Origin of the sequence: Sphingomonas sp. (genome assembly GCF_048595155.1) — a bacterium.
Lineage (GTDB): Bacteria > Pseudomonadota > Alphaproteobacteria > Sphingomonadales > Sphingomonadaceae > Sphingomonas_I.
On the sequence record NZ_JBMDXN010000101.1, the window covers coordinates 39769 to 56808 of the forward strand.

The 17040-nt window shown below is 63.4% G+C and carries 12 protein-coding genes; 7 read left to right on the plus strand and 5 right to left on the minus strand.

Features of this window, described 5'->3' with window-relative positions:
• The first annotated feature begins 33 nt into the window (after positions 1-33).
• The 3 genes from ACOJSI_RS15140 (at position 34) to ACOJSI_RS15150 (ending at position 3002) form a co-directional block, all read left to right on the plus strand.
• The gene (locus ACOJSI_RS15140; protein ID WP_420139131.1) at positions 34-537 is read left to right on the plus strand and encodes a RidA family protein; all 504 of its coding nucleotides are present in this window, start codon (positions 34-36) and stop codon (positions 535-537) included.
• A gap of 126 nt (positions 538-663) precedes the next feature.
• Complete coding sequence (locus tag ACOJSI_RS15145; protein ID WP_420139132.1) at positions 664-1680, plus strand: LacI family DNA-binding transcriptional regulator; 1017 nt, start codon at positions 664-666, stop codon at positions 1678-1680.
• Positions 1572-3002, plus strand: a complete 1431-nt coding sequence (locus ACOJSI_RS15150; protein ID WP_420139133.1) for an MFS transporter — start codon at positions 1572-1574, stop codon at positions 3000-3002. Before ACOJSI_RS15145 ends, ACOJSI_RS15150 begins: the two co-directional genes overlap by 109 nt.
• On the opposite strand, the gene nagA is transcribed toward ACOJSI_RS15150, so the two are convergent.
• From nagA to ACOJSI_RS15170, 4 genes are read right to left on the minus strand one after another with little or no spacing between them, the layout of a single operon-like run.
• Positions 2989-4128: an N-acetylglucosamine-6-phosphate deacetylase gene (gene nagA, locus ACOJSI_RS15155; RefSeq protein WP_420139134.1), complete on the minus strand. Its 1140-nt coding sequence runs from the start codon at positions 4126-4128 to the stop codon at positions 2989-2991. The genes ACOJSI_RS15150 and nagA overlap by 14 nt on opposite strands.
• Positions 4128-4736, minus strand: coding sequence for an SIS domain-containing protein (locus tag ACOJSI_RS15160; protein WP_420139135.1), 609 nt, complete (start codon positions 4734-4736; stop codon positions 4128-4130). The genes nagA and ACOJSI_RS15160 overlap by 1 nt, the downstream gene beginning before the upstream one ends.
• 6 nt (positions 4737-4742) lie before the next feature.
• A complete protein-coding gene (locus tag ACOJSI_RS15165) occupies positions 4743-5159 on the minus strand; it encodes an SIS domain-containing protein (RefSeq protein WP_420139136.1) in 417 nt (138 codons plus the stop codon).
• 5 nt (positions 5160-5164) lie between these two features.
• Complete coding sequence (locus ACOJSI_RS15170; protein ID WP_420139137.1) at positions 5165-5911, minus strand: GntR family transcriptional regulator; 747 nt, start codon at positions 5909-5911, stop codon at positions 5165-5167.
• Between the two features lie 214 nt (positions 5912-6125).
• Here ACOJSI_RS15170 and ACOJSI_RS15175 point away from each other — a divergent pair, with 214 nt between their 5' ends.
• Genes ACOJSI_RS15175 through nagE form a run of 4 tightly spaced genes read left to right on the plus strand, consistent with a single transcriptional unit; the run spans position 6126 to position 15365 of the window.
• Positions 6126-8870, plus strand: coding sequence for a TonB-dependent receptor (locus ACOJSI_RS15175; RefSeq protein ID WP_420139138.1), 2745 nt, complete (start codon positions 6126-6128; stop codon positions 8868-8870).
• 35 nt (positions 8871-8905) lie between these two features.
• On the plus strand, positions 8906-11170 hold the full coding sequence (locus tag ACOJSI_RS15180) for a family 20 glycosylhydrolase (RefSeq protein WP_420139139.1): 2265 nt from the start codon (positions 8906-8908) through the stop codon (positions 11168-11170).
• The gene (gene ptsP, locus ACOJSI_RS15185) at positions 11167-13659 is read left to right on the plus strand and encodes a phosphoenolpyruvate--protein phosphotransferase (RefSeq protein WP_420139140.1); all 2493 of its coding nucleotides are present in this window, start codon (positions 11167-11169) and stop codon (positions 13657-13659) included. Before ACOJSI_RS15180 ends, ptsP begins: the two co-directional genes overlap by 4 nt.
• Positions 13656-15365: an N-acetylglucosamine-specific PTS transporter subunit IIBC gene (gene nagE, locus ACOJSI_RS15190; protein ID WP_420139141.1), complete on the plus strand. Its 1710-nt coding sequence runs from the start codon at positions 13656-13658 to the stop codon at positions 15363-15365. Before ptsP ends, nagE begins: the two co-directional genes overlap by 4 nt.
• Here nagE and ACOJSI_RS15195 read toward each other — a convergent pair.
• Entirely contained in the window at positions 15359-17035 is a 1677-nt protein-coding gene (locus ACOJSI_RS15195) for a sulfotransferase (RefSeq protein WP_420139142.1), read from the minus strand. The genes nagE and ACOJSI_RS15195 overlap by 7 nt on opposite strands.
• Positions 17036-17040: the final 5 nt, after the last annotated feature.

Genomic DNA, 17040 nt, shown 5'->3' on the forward strand with positions numbered 1-17040 from the left:
ATACGCCGCCTCTCTTCGGGATAAGGAATGATGATGAAGAGGTTACTCCTGCTGACTGCAGCTGCGCTGATGACGGGCACGGGACATGCTGCCGAGATTACGCGCTTCAAGGCGCCGGGCACCGCTCCTGCGCTGATCCTGCAGGGCGTGTCGGTGCCGGCGGGAGCGGACACGCTCTACCTGTCCGGACAATTGGCCGCCCCGATCGACCCGGCCAAGCCGGCGTCGACGCTGACCATGGCGGACTATGGCGACACCAAGACGCAGACGGTGAGCACGCTCACCAAGATCAAGACGATCCTGGCGAGCCGCGGATATGCCATGTCCGACATCATCAAGATGACGGTTTTCGTAGCGGGGGATCCGGCGCTTGGCGGCAAAATGGATTTTGCGGGCATGAACGACGGCTTCAAGATGTTCTTCGGAACCGCTGAGAACCCAAATACTGTCGCCCGCTCCACCATCCAGGTAGCGGCGCTAGCCGGGCCCAACTTCCTGGTCGAGATCGAGGTAACGGCGGCGAAGATGCCCAGATGACGTGGGCCTGGGGCTGTCTGACGGTCCCGGCTTGTTCCCGATCAGGCGGCGGGTTACATCCTTCCTCCGCAGCGAGAGTATCCCGGCCTGGTCGGACGTCGCATGCGAGTAAGGATATGGGGCATAATGGCGGAGGCAACAATTCGCGACGTGGCGCGACAGGCACAGCTGTCCGTCGCCTCCGTCTCACGAGCACTGAACGGCCATAAGAGCGTGCGGCCCGAAACGCGGGCCCGCATCGTCGCAGTCGCCAATCAGCTTGGCTATGTTCCGCACGCGGGCGCGCGCAGCCTCAGCATGGCGCGATCGAATGCGATCGGAGTGGTCCTGCCTGATCTTCACGGCGAATTTTTCTCTGAGATCGTGCGTGGCATGGACCGCGAAGCGACCCGCAATGGCCTGCAATTGTTGCTGTCCAACATGCATCCCGATCCGGTTCAGGCCGGGCAGGTCCTGCGCGCCATGCACGGGCGGGTGGATGGGCTGCTGATCATGTGTCCGCAGATGCAGTCTGACGAATGGGTCGCGTCACTTCCACGCGGTTTGCCGACCATCTTCCTCAACGCCGCCGGGGCGATTCCAGGCCGCCCCTCGGTGCAGATCGACAATCGTGTGGGCGCCGCTGTGATCGCGCGGCATTTTGCGGAGCTCGGTCGGCGATCGATCGTCCATATCGCCGGGCCGGAACGGAATGGCGACGCGCGGGAGCGGCGGGCCGGCTTTGAGGAGGCCATGGCGCAGCATGCGCCCGATGCGCAGATCGTCGTCCTCTATGGCGACTTCAAAGAGGAAAGCGGTCGCGCGGCAGCCGAAGAAATCTTGGCACGCGGGATCAAGGTGGATGCGGTTTTTGCGGCCAATGACATGATGGCGGTCGGCTGCCTGCAAGCTCTTAAGGCGGCGGGCGTGCGCGTACCGGAGGACGTGGCGGTTGCCGGCTTCGACGATGTGCCGATCGCCCGTTATCTCGATCTCACGACCGCCCGCATTGGGATTGCTGACATCGGGTCCCGCGCGGTTGTACGCCTGACCGATTGGATCGACGGCGCCAGCCAGGATGCGGCGATCGAAACCTATACGCCGGAACTGGTGGTCCGCGGAACGACCGGCGGCGTCGGCAGCCTTGCAGGAGTCGCAGCGTAGCTTTCACCCGCCGTGCAGCCGACGGCGAAGTCGCGCCGCTAGGGTGGGGAAGGAGCCTGCTTTTCGCGAGCGGTGACTTCGCCTGCAATCTCTATTGGCAGAGCATCAGCTTCTACCTGCTGTTCTTCTACACAGATACGCTCGACATGTCGGCCGCCGCGGCTGGGCTGATCGTGATGGCAGCATCCATATGGGATGGCGTTGTCGGGCTCTTGATCGGCATTGCCGCCGATCGGAGGGGGGCTCGCGCTTTCGTGCGCCTCTACGCGATCCCGTTAGCACTGGCATTCGTGCTGCTTTATCTTCCGGTGCCGATCCAAGGCGCTTGGCTAATCGCTTTGGCACTGGTGGCCAACATGCTGTTCCGCACCTTCTATGTCGCGGTGAACGTGCCCTACGCCGCACTTACGATCGATGTCGCGCCCGACAGTCTTAGCCGCTCGCGTATCGCCGGTCTGCGCATGATCCTCGGCGGTGCCGCTGCGCTCGTCGTAGCAACGGGCACGGAGGCCAGCATCGATTGGGTTGGGCAGACGGGCTACACCGACTGGGGCTATGCGGTGGTGGGGATGGCGCTGGCAATCGTTGCGAGCGTCTTGCTGTTCGCCGTCGGCGGAATGCGTACACCTGTTTCGGCCGCTGCTCCCCAGCGAGGGGCAGTGCGTCTGCGCGGGATTGCGGCTGCCATCGCTGGTAATCGTGCCTTCCTCGCCATCAACCTGGGAATTTGCGGGGCAGCGGCGGCGATGGGCGTGATCACCCGCGCCGTGCCTTACTACTTCAAATATCAGGTGGGGGACGTAGCAGCCGGCTCGACGGCGTTGGCCGGCATGGCCATCGCGGGCGTGGTGGCGGTTCCGCTATGGATGGCCTGTGCCGCGCGTTTCGGACATCGCCGACAGTGGCAGGCGAGCGCGCTCGTCGCCATCGTCTCCATGGTGCTCTTGCTGGTGGCGCGCCCGGCAGAGGCGGCTAGCGCCCAGTGGCTTTGCGCGCTTTTCTACATGGGCGGCCAGGGGCTGTTCTTCGGTTTCTGGGCGCTCTTGCCCGATGTCGTGCAACATGGCGGCCCGGAGGGCAGCCCACGCATGGATGTATTCCTGTTCGGCATCGCAGCCCTGTTGCAAAAGGTAACGCAAGGCATCGCGGTGGCGCTGTTTGGAACCTTGCTGTCGGCGTCGGGCTATGTCGCGCGCACCGTGCAGCCGGAAGGTGTGCTGGATCAGCTGATATTGCTGACGGGCATGCTGCCGTTGATCGGGATGGGCCTCGCCTGGCTTGCCATGCTGGGCTTTCCCCACTTGCGGCTTACGCCGCGCTGAGCTCCCGCCCGCCGATCCAGCTCCGCACGACGTTCAGGTCGCCATCGACAAGGATCAGATCCGCGCGAAGCCCGATAGCGATCTTTCCCGTCGCATCGTCAACGCCGATGAACCGGGCCGGTACGGCGGATGCCATCGCCGTGGCATCCCGCAGGCTCACGCCTGTCTGCGCCATGATGTTGCGAACCGCGCCCGCCATATCGAGTGCCGAACCGGCAAGCACGCCTTGATCGTCACGCAACAGCCCGTCCTCTTCATGGATGCGACGCCCCTGCAGGATGAATTCGGTTCGATCTGTCCCGACGCTCGGCATGGCATCCGTGACCAGCATCAGCCGCTCCGCACCTTTGGCGCGAAGCGCGATGCGCACGGCCGCCGGATGGAGATGATGCCCGTCGACGATGATCCCCGCGATCGTGCGGTCGTCATCGAGGGCGGCGCCGACAACACCCGGCGCGCGGTTCATCAGCGGAGACATGGCGTTGAAGATGTGGGTGAAGCCGCTCAGGCCATGATCTACAGCACGAACGATGGTCTCATAGTCGGCATTCGTGTGCCCGGCCGCGACCACTACGCCGCGCGACACCAATGCCTGAATGGCGGCCGGGTCGACTTCTTCAGGCGCAAGCGTCACCAGCGTGCGTCCGTGTCGGGCCGAAGACAGCAGCTCGATCGCCTCCGCATCGAACCTGCGGATCTTTTCGGGATCGTGGATCCCATGGCGCGCAAGGCTAAGGAATGGTCCCTCGATATGGATGCCAAGCACACCAGGCACGCCGTCTTCGATCGCCTGATCGACAGCCTCAATCGCGCGCGCAACGACGGCCAGATCGTCGCTGATCAGCGTCGGCAGAAAGCCGGTCGTGCCGAACCGTCGATGGGCCGCGCCGATGACACGGATGGTTTGCACGCTGGGATCGTCGTTGAACAGGGCACCGCCGCCGCCATTGACCTGCGTGTCGATGAACCCGGCCAACAATAGTTTGCCCTCCAGATCGATGCGCTCGGCACCGGCGGGCACGTCGTCGGACAGTGCGCTGATCCGACCCTCTTCCACAATGACACAGAGGTCTTCGCGCACACCGGCAGGCAGCATCAGCCGCCCATTGACAAGGGCAAGCGCCATCAGACGGTTTCCGTCACCTTTGCCAGCGTCGGTGGCCGGTCCGGGTCATGGCCGCGCTGGACAGACAGGCTGTTCACCATCTTGTAGAAGCTCTGGGTCATCAGGATCGGCTGGACCAGCGGGTCCGCGTCCAGCGTCGGAAGCAGGACGCCGGGACTGCCGCTGATCCCGGCCACCAGAACGGGTGCATCCCGCTGGGTGAAGGCGTCGGCCAGCGTGCGCACGCTGTCTTCCGTCTCGTCATTTTGGGCGATCAGCAGAACGGGAAATTGCGGCCCAACCAGCGCCATCGGGCCATGCTTTATCTCGGCCGCGCTGAACGCTTCGGCGTGAATTCCACACGTCTCCTTGAACTTCAATGCCATTTCCTGGGCGACACCGAAGCCGTGGCCGCGCCCGGCGACGTACAGATGGCCGACCGGTTGCAGCACCGCCAGCGCAGCTGACCAGTCCGCGTCCCAGGCCCGATCGAGCAGGTCGGGAAGAGCCTGCACGGTCGCCAGCATCGGCGCATTGGCTTTCCAGTGCGCGAGAAGTTGGAGGATCGCGCCCAAAGTGGCGATGAAGGATTTGGTGGCGGCGACGCTTCGCTCGGCAACGGCAACCAATGGGATCTAAACCTCCGCGAGCGTGAATAGCGGCGAATGTTCGTCGTTCACGATCGAGACGACAAAGGCGCCGCGTTCCTTGGCCGCGGTCGCGGCCGCCACCAGATCCGGGCTGCGCCCCGATTGCGATAGCGCGAGTAGCAGCGTGCCCGTCATATCGGGTGCGGCATCGTAGACCGACGCGATGGAAGGGGAGGCAGAGCTGGTAAGAATGCCAAGCCGTGTCTCGATCAGATAACGCGCGAAGGTTGCCGCATTATCGGAGCTTCCCCGTGCGAGCGTCACCACAGCCCGGGGCGGCTCCCGGCGCAATCGCTCCGCCAGAGCGGTGATCGCGCCGGCATTGCGTACCTGTTGCCGGCGCAGGACGGCGGCGGCCTCGCGCGCTTCGGCGAACATCAAGGTTTTTTCAGGGTCAAGCATCTGGATCAGCTGGCGCTCGTGCCGAACTCGGCGACATAGTCATAGCTGTCGCCGCGATAGAGGGAGCGGGTAAATTCCACGGTACGGCCGTCCTGGGCATAGCCACGCCGCTCGATCTCGAGCGCGGGAGCGCCAGCTTCTACTTCCAGCATCTCGGCTTGGTCCGCCGTAAACAGGACGGCTCGCAAGCGCTGCAGCACGCGTACCGGTCGGGCGTCGCCAAGGGCCGCGTAGAGTGACTCTTCGACGGCATCCAGCGCGTCCAGGCAATCGGCAGGCACTGTCGAAAATTCCAACGCCATCGATTGATCGTCGGCATAGCGGGCACGGGTGAAGCGGAACACGCGTGTGCCTGGGCTGAGGCCGAGCGCCATGGCTTCCTCCGGCGTGACTAGGCCCTCCGATCGTGCAAGCCACTCGCTATGGGGATGACGGCCTCGCGCCTGCATGTCTTCCGTGAACGACGTGATCGTCGCGAAATTCTTTTCGACCCGCGTGGCGACGAACGTGCCGGCACCGTGGCGCCTTGTCAGCAGGCCAGCATCGACAAGTCCGTCCAGCGCCTTGCGTACGGTAACTCGTGACACCTCGAAAGCGTTCGCCAGATCGCGCTCGGCGGGAAGTGCCTCGTCCGCCGAAAGAATTTGCGTCTCGATCGCCTGCCGCAGCACCCGCTGCAGCTGCAGATAGAGCGGCGCGCTGTCACCTGCGGACAAGCGGCCGACCCGCTCAACGAACATCTGCTGCCCCATAGATGGCCTTCCTTGCCGTAATATACATACCACCACAATACCAAAATTTTCCGGACCGCATTTTTGGTATTGCAATCTTGTTACCATTAGGCCCTAATCCGAGTGCCATGACTGGAATCGGCTATGTATCGAGCTCCGGCATTCGCAGGTTTGTTGCGTATTGGTCATACATTGGCCTTGTTAGTGCAGGCGTGCGGCAACGGGGAGTTCTAGCATGGTGACGGATCGTAAGGGCATTTTGGCGCTGGGGGTAAGTCTGATCGCGATGTCGGTCGCGACGCCCAGCTGGACGCAAAGCACAGCAACCAGCAATTCGACGCCGACCACCGAAGGTAAAGCGGCGGGGAGCGATATCAACGGGACGGTTGGCCCCGCGCAGGAGCGCGGCGACAGCGACGGTGGAGAGATTGTCGTCACGGGCCTGCGCGCATCGATCCAAGCGTCGCTCGATCAAAAGCGTCGCTCCGACATGGTCAGCGAGGTCATCACGGCCCAGGACATCGGCAAATTCCCCGACAAGAACGTTGCTGACTCGCTCGGCCGCCTGACCGGAGTGAACGTCGTCACAGGCTCGGCGAATGCTGGCGGCTTCGGCGAAAATTCCTCCATCTCGATCCGTGGTACCGACCCGAGCCTTAATCTCACTTTGCTGGATGGTCATAGTGTGGCGACCGGCGACTGGTTCGTGATCGATCAGCAGAATGGCGGCCGCAGCTTCGATTTCAGCCTGTTGCCGTCCGAAGTAGTGGGTAGCCTTGAGCTCTATAAATCGAGCCAGGCGGATCTGCCCGAGGGTGGCGTTGGCGGCACGGTCAATCTGCACAGCCGCAAGCCGCTCGACTTGCCGTCCGGCACGGTGACGCTGACGGGCCAAGCGGCCTATAACGACCTTGCCGAAAAATGGACGCCGCAGGTCTCCGGCCTGGTGAGCTGGAAGAACGCGGAAGGGACTTTCGGTGTTCTCGGCGCCGCTTTCTATCAAAAGCGCGATTTCCGCCGCGATGGGCAGGAGATCCTAGGCTATGCGCCATACACGAATTTTGCCGGCACCGGTCAGACCGTCACCGCGCCCAACCTGATCGGCGCTTCCTATTTCCGGCAGCAGCGCGTGCGCAAAGGCGGGCTGGTCGCGCTGCAGTATAAGGGCGACAAGGTCGAGGTGAACCTGAACGGTATCTACACGCGGATGGATGCCGACAATATCAACGTCAATTCGATGGCTTGGATCAGCCGGATAGCCGGCGCCAACTCGACGCCCGGACCGAATAATGCTCTCGCCAGCTACAAGGTCACGGACGGCTATCTCACGTCCGCGACCTTCAACCCGACCACCGCGAGTGGCGCGGCGATCCAGGGCCGGGTCCAGGATGATATCTTCCGCAAGGCTTTCTCGTCGACCTGGGTCGCCAATGCCGATGTGACCTTCCATGCGACCGACAGTCTGACGATCAGCGGCGAGGGCGGCTATACAAAGGGTATCGGCGAAACGAAGGATACGTTTGCCTGGGAAACCTATTGGGATACGGGTGTATCCTACGCGTTTGACGGGAAGACGGCGGACGTGGCTTATGCGGGCTTGCCCACGGATCCCACCTCGCAGGCCTATCTGAATAACTATTACAGCTGGTCGTGGGGCGGCAAAATCAAGTCGCCGGATAGCGAGCTGTATGGCCGTGCCGATGTCGAGTGGAAGGCACCGGATAATGGCTTTCTGAAGTCGATCCGCGTGGGCGGCCGCTACACGCACCATAAGCGGTCGCTGGACTATGAAGCCTATTCATGGGCGGGCAACGGCCTCTATTCGGGCACGAAGGGGGTCGGCCTGGGGACCGTCTTCGACGGCGGGCTAACCCCCGGCGACTATAGCCACGGGATCAATGATTTCCCGCGCTATTCCTTGGCGGACCAGGACAAGACGCTGGCCGAACTGGCCACCAATGGCGGCCGGGTATTCGACTTCTATCCTCAGGCAAGTTTCTCCGTGAAGGAGAATACGGAGGCAGCGTATGCCATGGCCAACCTGGGCAACGACAATGATTGGCGCGGCAATATCGGTGTGCGCGCCGTGCATACCCGCCAGACGTCGCTACAATATTCGCCGACCGCGCCCAACCAGAATGCGGTGACGTCCTTTTGCGCGACGTGCGGCACGGTGGAGACGAAGAACAGCTATTGGGACATCCTGCCCAGCGCCAATCTGACCTATAATGTCCAGCCTGACCTGCTGCTGCGAGGATCGGTCGCCAAGGTTATGAGCCGGCCCGGTTACGCCCAGTTGGCGGGTGCGGTGACGCTCAGCGACCTTGGCTTGACCGGTACCGCAGGCGGTAATCCCAAGCTCAAGCCGACACGCGCATGGCAGTATAATGCCGGCGTGGAATGGTATTATGGGAAGCAGGCGTTGCTGTCCGTCAACCTCTTCTACCTGGATATCCAATCTTACATCACGTCGGCAAGCTTCACCCGCTTCTATGTGACGCAGCAACATCCGCAGGGGGCAGACTTCCTGTTGAGCGGGCCGATCAACGGTGCGGGTGGTCGTAACCAGGGGTTTGAAGTCAACTGGCAGCAGCCGCTGTGGTGGGGCTTCGGTGTGATCGCCAATTACACCTATGCCGACGCCAAGGCCAAGGGCGGCGGCACGATCGACGGCAATAGCAAACACACCTACAATTTGACCGGCTATTTCGAAAATGACCTGCTGAGCGCGCGGCTGGCTTACACCTTCCGGTCGAAGTTCCGCTCTGGTGTCGATCGCGCCTTGCCAATGTGGCAGGACGATTTCGGTCAACTCGACGGCTCGATCCTGCTGCACGTAACGAAGGAGGTCGCCCTGACGGTGGATGCGCAGAACCTGCTCAACCGCAAACTTTTCTACTTCGTCGGCAATCCCACGATCCCGCGGGCTTACTATAATAACGGCCGAACCTTCTGGGTTGGCGCCAAGGTCACATTCTGAACTATGGCGGACGTGCCGGCTGAGGTGAGATGTCGATGCGTCTGATCGTGAGTGCCACGTTCGCTTTCCTTTATGGGGCAGCGGCTGCGAATGCCGCTGCCCCTTCGGTAAGTTCCTTGCCCTTATTGCCTCTGCCGGCATCGATCGTTCGGACAACGGGATCATTTGCCCTGGCGGGGAGTGCTCTTTCCTACGACAGCGGGGACGCCGGCGTGCGGGCCGCGGGCGAGCGCTTGACCGATTTGCTGACGCGATCGGGTGGTGCGGCGATTGCTGCTGGTAAAGGACGGCCGATCCGCATCCGCCGCGACAGCCAAGTGGCTGGCCCGGAGGCCTATCAACTGGAAATCAAGCCTGGTGCCGTGACGCTTCGCGCGTCAACCGATGCCGGCCTCTATTACGGTGCGACCACGCTATGGCAGCTGATCCAGCGGGCGGGGCCACAGGGTGCGCTCCCGGCCATGACGATCGACGATGCGCCCGCCTTCGCCTGGCGGGGCGTGATGCTGGATTCGGCTCGTCATTTCCAGCCGGTCGCATTCGTCAAAGCGCTGATCGATCGCATGGCGATGGATAAGCTCAACGTCCTGCAATGGCATCTGACGGACGATCAGGGCTGGCGGCTGCAGATCGATCGTTATCCGCGACTGACCGAGGTGGGCGCATGGCGTCAGAATGCGGGCGCGGCGGGGTTCGATGCGGCGGGACGGCCGGTTCGGTATGGCGGCTTCTACACCAAGGCGGAAGTCCGTGAAGTCGTGGCCTATGCCGCGGCGCGCCACATCACGATCGTGCCCGAGATTGAGATGCCTGGCCACGCCACCGCTGCGATCGCAGCATATCCCGAACTGGCATCGACGGCGCAGCCCCCAACGCAGCCGAGCAATGATTGGGGCATTCTCCCCAATTTGTTCAACACGGACGACAGCACCTTCACCTTTCTGGAAAATGTGCTGGATGAAGTGATGGCGCTCTTTCCGTCCCGCTACATTCATGTGGGAGGGGATGAGGCGACGAAGGAACAATGGGCTGCCAACCCTCGCATTCAGGCAAGGCGCACGGAACTGGGGCTGGCGAGTGATGACAAGCTCCAAGGCTGGTTCACCGCCAGGATTGGCGATTATCTGCAAAAGCACGGTCGGCGTCTCATCGGATGGGACGAGATCCTCCTCGGCGATGTGCCGCAATCCGCAACGATCATGTCGTGGCGCGGTATGGATGGCGCGATTACCGCGGCCAAGGCGGGGCATGATGCCGTACTTTCTCCGGCGCCCGACCTCTATCTCGACAACAGGCAGAGCGACTCCGGCGACGAGCCGCCGGGCCGCGGCGCCATTGTCGACTGGAAGAAATTATATGCCTTCGATGTCGCGCCGCCTGCTCTGACCGAGGACCAGCACAAACATCTGCTCGGGTTGCAGGTGAACGAGTTCACCGAACATGCACGCACAACCGATTATGCCGAGCGGATGATCTGGCCGCGCGCCGCAATCCTGGCGGAGCTTGGATGGTCCAGGGCGACGAGCCGCGATTGGGACAGCTTCGCGCCGCGGCTCGCGGCCGAGCTCGATCGCTACCAGGCTCTGAATCTCGGCTACGACGTCACGCCGCTCATCCCCGAAGCCGACATTTCCGGGAAGCCAGGCGCGCTGAGCGCGGCCCTGCGTCAGCAGGCCGGCATAGGAACGATCCGATACACGCTGGACGGAAGCGCGCCTGCAGCGACATCACCGGCTTATCAGGCGCCGCTCGCTATGCGTGGCGTCCTTACCGCTCAGGCCTTTCTCGGTACGCAGCCAATGGGCACGCCAAAGCGCTTCACGGTCGATCCGGCGGACCTGTTCAGTCGCGCCGCGTCACAGCTGGAGCTCTGCGCCAACAAGCTGCCCTTGCGGCTGGAGGATGATGGCCCCTCCAACGGCCCACGCGCAATCTACTGGGTCGATGTGATGCAGCCCTGTTGGATCTGGCGTGCTGCACCGCTCGACGGCGTGCGGCAGGTCCGTGCGGTCGTCGGGAGCGTACCGTTCAATTTCGCGATCGGCGATGCGATCAATCACATTACGTTTCGCAAACCGGAAACGGCGGAGGGTGAACTGGAAATTCGGCAGGACGATTGTAACGGCCGTGTCATCGGCAAACTGCCGCTTGCCCCGGCGGCGGCCCATAGCGGCACGACTACTTTGCAGGGCAGTATAAACGGGGGAGGTGGGACGCATGACTTGTGCATCACCTTCGCCCAGCCGAAGCTTCAGCCGCTTTGGGTCATTGATAAACTGACGTTGGCGCCGGCGGGATGACGATCGCAATTGCCAGTCCGATCGCGGGCTGGATCACGGCTCTCGAGGATGTTCCCGACCCCGTCTTCGCGCAGAAAATGCTGGGAGATGGCGTCGCGATCGATCCGACGGAAGGCAGGGTGGTCTCTCCCGGTGCGGGCGTCATCGCGACGCTCAATCCTTCAGGGCATGCAGTCACGATCGATCTCGATTGCGGCGTGCAGATATTGATCCACGTCGGCATCGATACGGTCGCGCTCGGCGGAACAGGCTTCACCGCCCATGTCGCGCAAGGCGCGCGCGTCAGCGCTGGAGATACGCTGATCAGCTTCGACATGGATTATCTCGCCCGCAATGCCAAAAGCCTGATCACGCCGATCCTGATCACGCGGGGCGGCCAAGTTACCGCGCGTACGGATCGGCTGACGGCGTGTAGCGAGACGCTGTTCGACGTCGTCGGGGCGTCGTCCAGCGCGCCTAGGCAATCGACAGACGTCGCCGCGGTGCGCCGTTTGCGCCTGCCGCTGAAGCACGGTCTCCATGCGCGTCCTGCCGCCCGTATCGCGGAGCTTGCGCGTGGCTTTGATGCGGATGTCGAGGTGCACGCGCAGGGTGGCAAACGCGCCTCGGCGTTAAGCCCCGTCGCCATGCTCGCCCTTACCTTGCCGCACGGCGCCGAATTGACGATCGAGGGACGAGGCCCTCAGGGGGAAGCAGCGGCCGACGCCGTGGCCGCCCTGATCGAGAGCGGAATGGGGGAGGGCTCACCTCTCCCGCTCGCAGCGCCTGAGCCGTGGCCTGCGACGGAGGTCGTGGTGGAACGGCCTGCGGCACCGGTCGGCGTGCTGCACGGCGTTATGGCGGCACCCGGATTTGCGATGGCATCAAGCCACCGGCTCGATATTGCGCCCGTGGCAGTCGAAACCACCTCCAGCCTTGGTGCCGAGGCTGAGAGGCAGGCGCTCGATGCGGCCCGCGCGCTGGTACGCGAACATCTGACGTCGCGCGCTGGGGCAGGTGGCGCCGGCGCAGAAATCGCCAAGGCGCACCTCGCGTTCCTCGACGATCCGGCGCTGCTGCTGGACGCGCACCGATCGATCGACCAAGGCGGGTCGGCCGGGCAGGGCTGGATCTCTGCCAGCCAGGGTTTCATGGCCGCGCTTCAAGCGGGGGGCGACAGGTTTGCCGAACGCATCGACGATCTGCGCGATCTGGAGCGCCAGATCCTGGCGGCACTGCGCGGCGATCGTCTGGATCAGGAAGTTCCGCGGGGTGCGATCCTGGTTGCCCGCGAAATATTGCCGTCCCAGCTGATGGCCCTCGGCGACGCCGGCGTGGCCGGCATTTGCACCGCCGAGGGCGGGCCGACCTCACACGCTGCGATTATTGCGGCCTCGATGGGGATTCCGATGCTGACCGCCTTGGGACGCTCGATCGAGGCAATCGACGATGGCACGATCCTGATCCTGGACGCCGGGAGTGGGACGGTCACGGTCGATCCATCGGCCGCCGCACAGGAGGCAGCAGCAAAGAGCGAGGCCGAGCGTGAGGAGCGACGTCGGATCGCCGCTGGCCATCAGTTCGAACCGGCCGTAACGATCGACGGGAAGCCTATAGAAGTATTTGCTAATCTTGGCTCACTTGCCGACGCGCAGGCTGCGGTCCGCGTCGGCGCGGAAGGCTGCGGCCTGTTACGGACCGAGTTTCTGTTCCTGGACCGTGCATCGGCTCCTGATGAGGACGAACAATGTGCGGCCTATCAGGCGATCGCAGACGCGCTCGAAGGCCGTCCTCTCATCGTTCGTACGCTCGACATCGGTGCCGATAAGCCCGCGCCTTATCTGCCGCTGCCGCCAGAGGAAAACCCCGCATTGGGCGTACGTGGCCTCCGCTTGGGCCTGGCACGGCCGGACCTGTTGGCAACGCAGCTGCGCGCGTTGATCCGCGTTAATGCCCATGATCTCAAGATCATGCTGCCGATGGTGTCCTCGCTCTATGAAGTACGGGATACGCACGCCCTGTTGAAGCGGGAAGCTGAGAAGTTGGGGCGGCCCATGCCCACGCTGGGGATCATGGTGGAAACGCCGGCAGCGGCGTTGATCGCCGACCGGTTTGCGGAAGAGGTCGCATTCCTCTCGATCGGCAGCAACGATCTCAGCCAATATACGCTCGCGATGGATCGGGGGAATTCCGGAACGGCGGCCGGCCTCGACGCCTTACATCCCGCCGTCCTGCGCCTGATCCGTGCGACGGTAGATGGCGCCAACCGCCATGCCCGCTGGACCGGCGTATGTGGGGGCGTGGCAGCGGATCCGCAGGCCATCCCCATCCTGGTGGGATTGGGTGTGACCGAATTGTCCGTTCCAACCGCCGCCGTCGCGGAAACGAAGCAGATCGTGCGCCAGATCGACATGCAGGCCGCGATGCGCCTGGCGACGCAAGCATGCGACGCTCGGGACGCAGCGACCGTGCGTGACATGGCGCGCACCTTTATGGGAGGCCTGGCATGAAGCTGTCGCTCGAGGCCCTGCAGCCGCTCGGTCGGGCGCTGATGTTGCCCATTGCTGTATTACCGATCGCAGGCTTGCTGCTGCGCCTTGGCCAGCCCGATCTGCTTAACCTGCCGTTCGTCGCGGCGGCCGGCAGTGCAGTGTTCGACAATCTCGGCCTGCTGTTCGCGGCTGGCATCGGCGCCGGGTTGGCCAAGGATGGCAATGGCGCTGCAGCACTGGCCGGGCTCGTGTGCTTCCTGATTGCGACCCGCGGCGCGGCGACGTTGCTGCCGGTCCCGGCCGACGTGATTGCAGGCCTTGCCGCGGATACGGCTAAACTCGCTGGCGACGCATATCGCACCAAGGCGATCGACAAATTGTCGGTGCCGGTCGGCATCCTTTCAGGGCTGATCGCGGGGGGCGCCTATAACCGTTACTCCGACATTCGCCTGCCCGATTATCTGTCCTTCTTCGGGGGGCGGCGCTTCGTTCCCATCGTCTCCGGCTGTGGCGGCCTGATCCTCGCGGCGATGGTCGGTTTTGGCTATGCTCCAATCGCGGCGGTCATCGATGGGCTGAGCCGTCTGGTCATTCATTCCGGCATGGTTGGCCTGTTCCTCTACGGCGTGCTCAACCGGCTGCTCATCATCACCGGGCTGCACCATATCCTCAACAACGTGGTGTGGTTCATCGTCGGGGATTTCCACGGTTCGACCGGGGATCTGAAGCGCTTCTTCGCCGGGGATCCGACGGCCGGCAGCTTCATGGCCGGCTTTTTCCCCGTGATGATGTTTGGCCTGCCCGCGGCCTGCCTGGCAATGTACCGGGCGGCGTTGCCAGAGCGGCGCAAGGCGGTAGGCGGGCTGCTTTTCTCCATGGCGGCGACGGCGTTCCTCACGGGCGTGACGGAGCCGATCGAGTTCACGTTCATCTTCCTGGCGCCCATACTCTACGCCCTCCACATGCTGCTGACAGGCGCGGCGTTCGTCATCATGGATTTGCTGGGTGTGAAGCTGGGCTTCACCTTCTCTGCCGGCGCCCTGGATTATGTACTGAATTACTCCAAGGCGACGCGACCATGGCTTTTGCTACCGGTGGGCATCGCCTATTTCGCCATCTATTATGGCATGTTCAGCTTCGCGATCCGCCGCCTCAATCTCAAGACTCCGGGGCGTGATGCTTCCGTAACCGAGGCACCAGTGGAGGCGGGTAAAGGTCGCGGCGCCGCCTTCGTCGCCGCATTGGGAGGCGCCGATAATCTCGCCAGCATCGATGCCTGCACCACCCGCCTGCGCCTGGTCGTCGAAGATCAGGCTAAGGTCGACGAAGCGCGGCTGCAGGCGCTTGGCGCGATGGGGTTGCTGCGTCCGTCGCTACGTGGCCTTCAGGTCGTGCTGGGGCCGATCGCGGATCAGGTCGCCACGGAAATGCGCACCGCCGCCGGCACGTTGGCGGCAGCGCACCCGACCCCGGCGCCCATCGCGGAAGAGCCCGTCCTCGCGGTCGATGCGACGCCTTGGCTGGCAGCCCTGGGCGGGCGTGACAATCTTGCCGAAGCAGGGGCAGCGTCCAGCCGTATTTGGTTGGCCGTGCGAAATGCGGCAGCGGTGGATCGGCAAGCCCTGGCAAACCTTGGTGTCCACGCAGTTGCCACACCTGTCGAGGGGACGCTCCATCTGATCGTCGGCCAACGCGCCGCCGCCATCGCGAAAGCCCTTCAATAGCCGCCGCGCGCAACCGCCTTCGCTAGTATCGGCTGGATCGCCGCCAACTGATCGGCATAATTGTGCCAGCGCCCGGCTGCGCGGCGGTGCAGCGGCTCGCGCACCTGGGCATAGCTTGGCGTCGGCGCGTGGCGACGAACCTTGTGAAACTCTTCTTGGGCGGGTTCCGGGGGGAGCCCGATCACCGCCATCAGCTGGGCAGTTTCGTTAGCCTGATCCGTCACGAAGCGTTCGTAACGCAAAACGTAAGGATCTATTCCCATTTCTTTGAAATTGCTCGTTAAATCCGAAACCGCTGCAAAGTGCCGTGCTGCATCTTCTGCCCGATACGCGCAATGGAAGCCGTGGGTCATGTCGTGCTGCATGGCGGAAACGATGACATCCCGTGGATCGCGCTGCACGGCCACGACCGGGGCGTCGGGAAAGGCCAGCCGCAGGATGGGCAGGTAAACTTCGTTGAGCGGCATTTTGTCTGTGAAGAAATCGGCGCCCGGCGCGAGCAGGCCATGATCAGCAGCCTGTCGCATATAGAAATCATGGATTTGGCCGACGATCTTCTCGTCTTGTAGCTGCTTTACCGCGAGGCCCAGCGGCCTTCCGCACGCACGCTCAATCAGGACGGGCAGGGCGTTCAGGAAAGGGAGCTCGCCACCCGCACGGACGCGAGAGTGGCTCGCCAGCACCTGTTCCACCATCGTGGTTCCCGATCGCGGAAATCCCAGGATGAAGATAGGCTGCGGAACACCGGATGATCGCGATAGATGAACATCCACAAGAGGTTGTTGTGCAAGGTTCGCCATCGCTGCGAAGAGCGCCTCTGCCGTTTGGCGGGCATATGCGTGGCCACGCATCCGCGCCAGCTGCGCTTTTGCGGCTACTGCATCGGTCCAGGCCGCTTCGAACCGACGTGCTCGGTCGCGTAGCCTCGCGCGAAGCAGCAACGCGGTGCCGGCAAGGTCGGGCAGGCCGTCCAACAAATCCAGCGCGTCTTGCCAACGCGGTGTACGGCTGAGCAACTGCGCTCTTTGTGCAATGACGTCCCGGCCTTGTCGGCGAGCAATTCTCTCGGCCCGATCCAGCAGCGCAATGGCATCGTCGAAACGATCCTGCTGTTCGGCCAGTTCGGCAAGGTGAACGGCTGGAAGGAGCAGGTCGGGTGCCGCAGCGCAGGCGTCGCGTAACAGCGGCTCTGCCTCCTCGAGCCGGCCTTGGCGCATGAGATTGCGGCCCAAATTGGCGAGGAGCTGCGGATGCTTCCCTGACAGATCGATTGCACGGCGCAGATGATGCGCGCCCGGGATCAAGGTCTCGCGTTCGGACAGCAGTCCGCCGAGCATCGCATGGGCTTCGCCATGGCGGTCGTCGATGGCAATCGCCTCGCGCAACACCGCTTCAGCCTCGCTTTCGCGTCCGGCCGCCAGCAGCAGTCGCGCCAAGTCACCTCTTGGCCACTGCTTGGTCGGCATCAGCCGGACGATCCTGCGCAACGTCCCCTCGGCGCCGGCATGATCCTGCCGTGCCTGTTGGCAGAGAAACAGGATTTCCAACGCCTCGGCCATGTCCGGCGCTGCCCGCAGCACTTTTCCCGCCAGCGACTCAGCCCGCATATAATCGCCGGAGCGTACGGCTTGGCGGGCCTGGCCGATCAATTCGTGGTTCGCGACATGCATCGCAT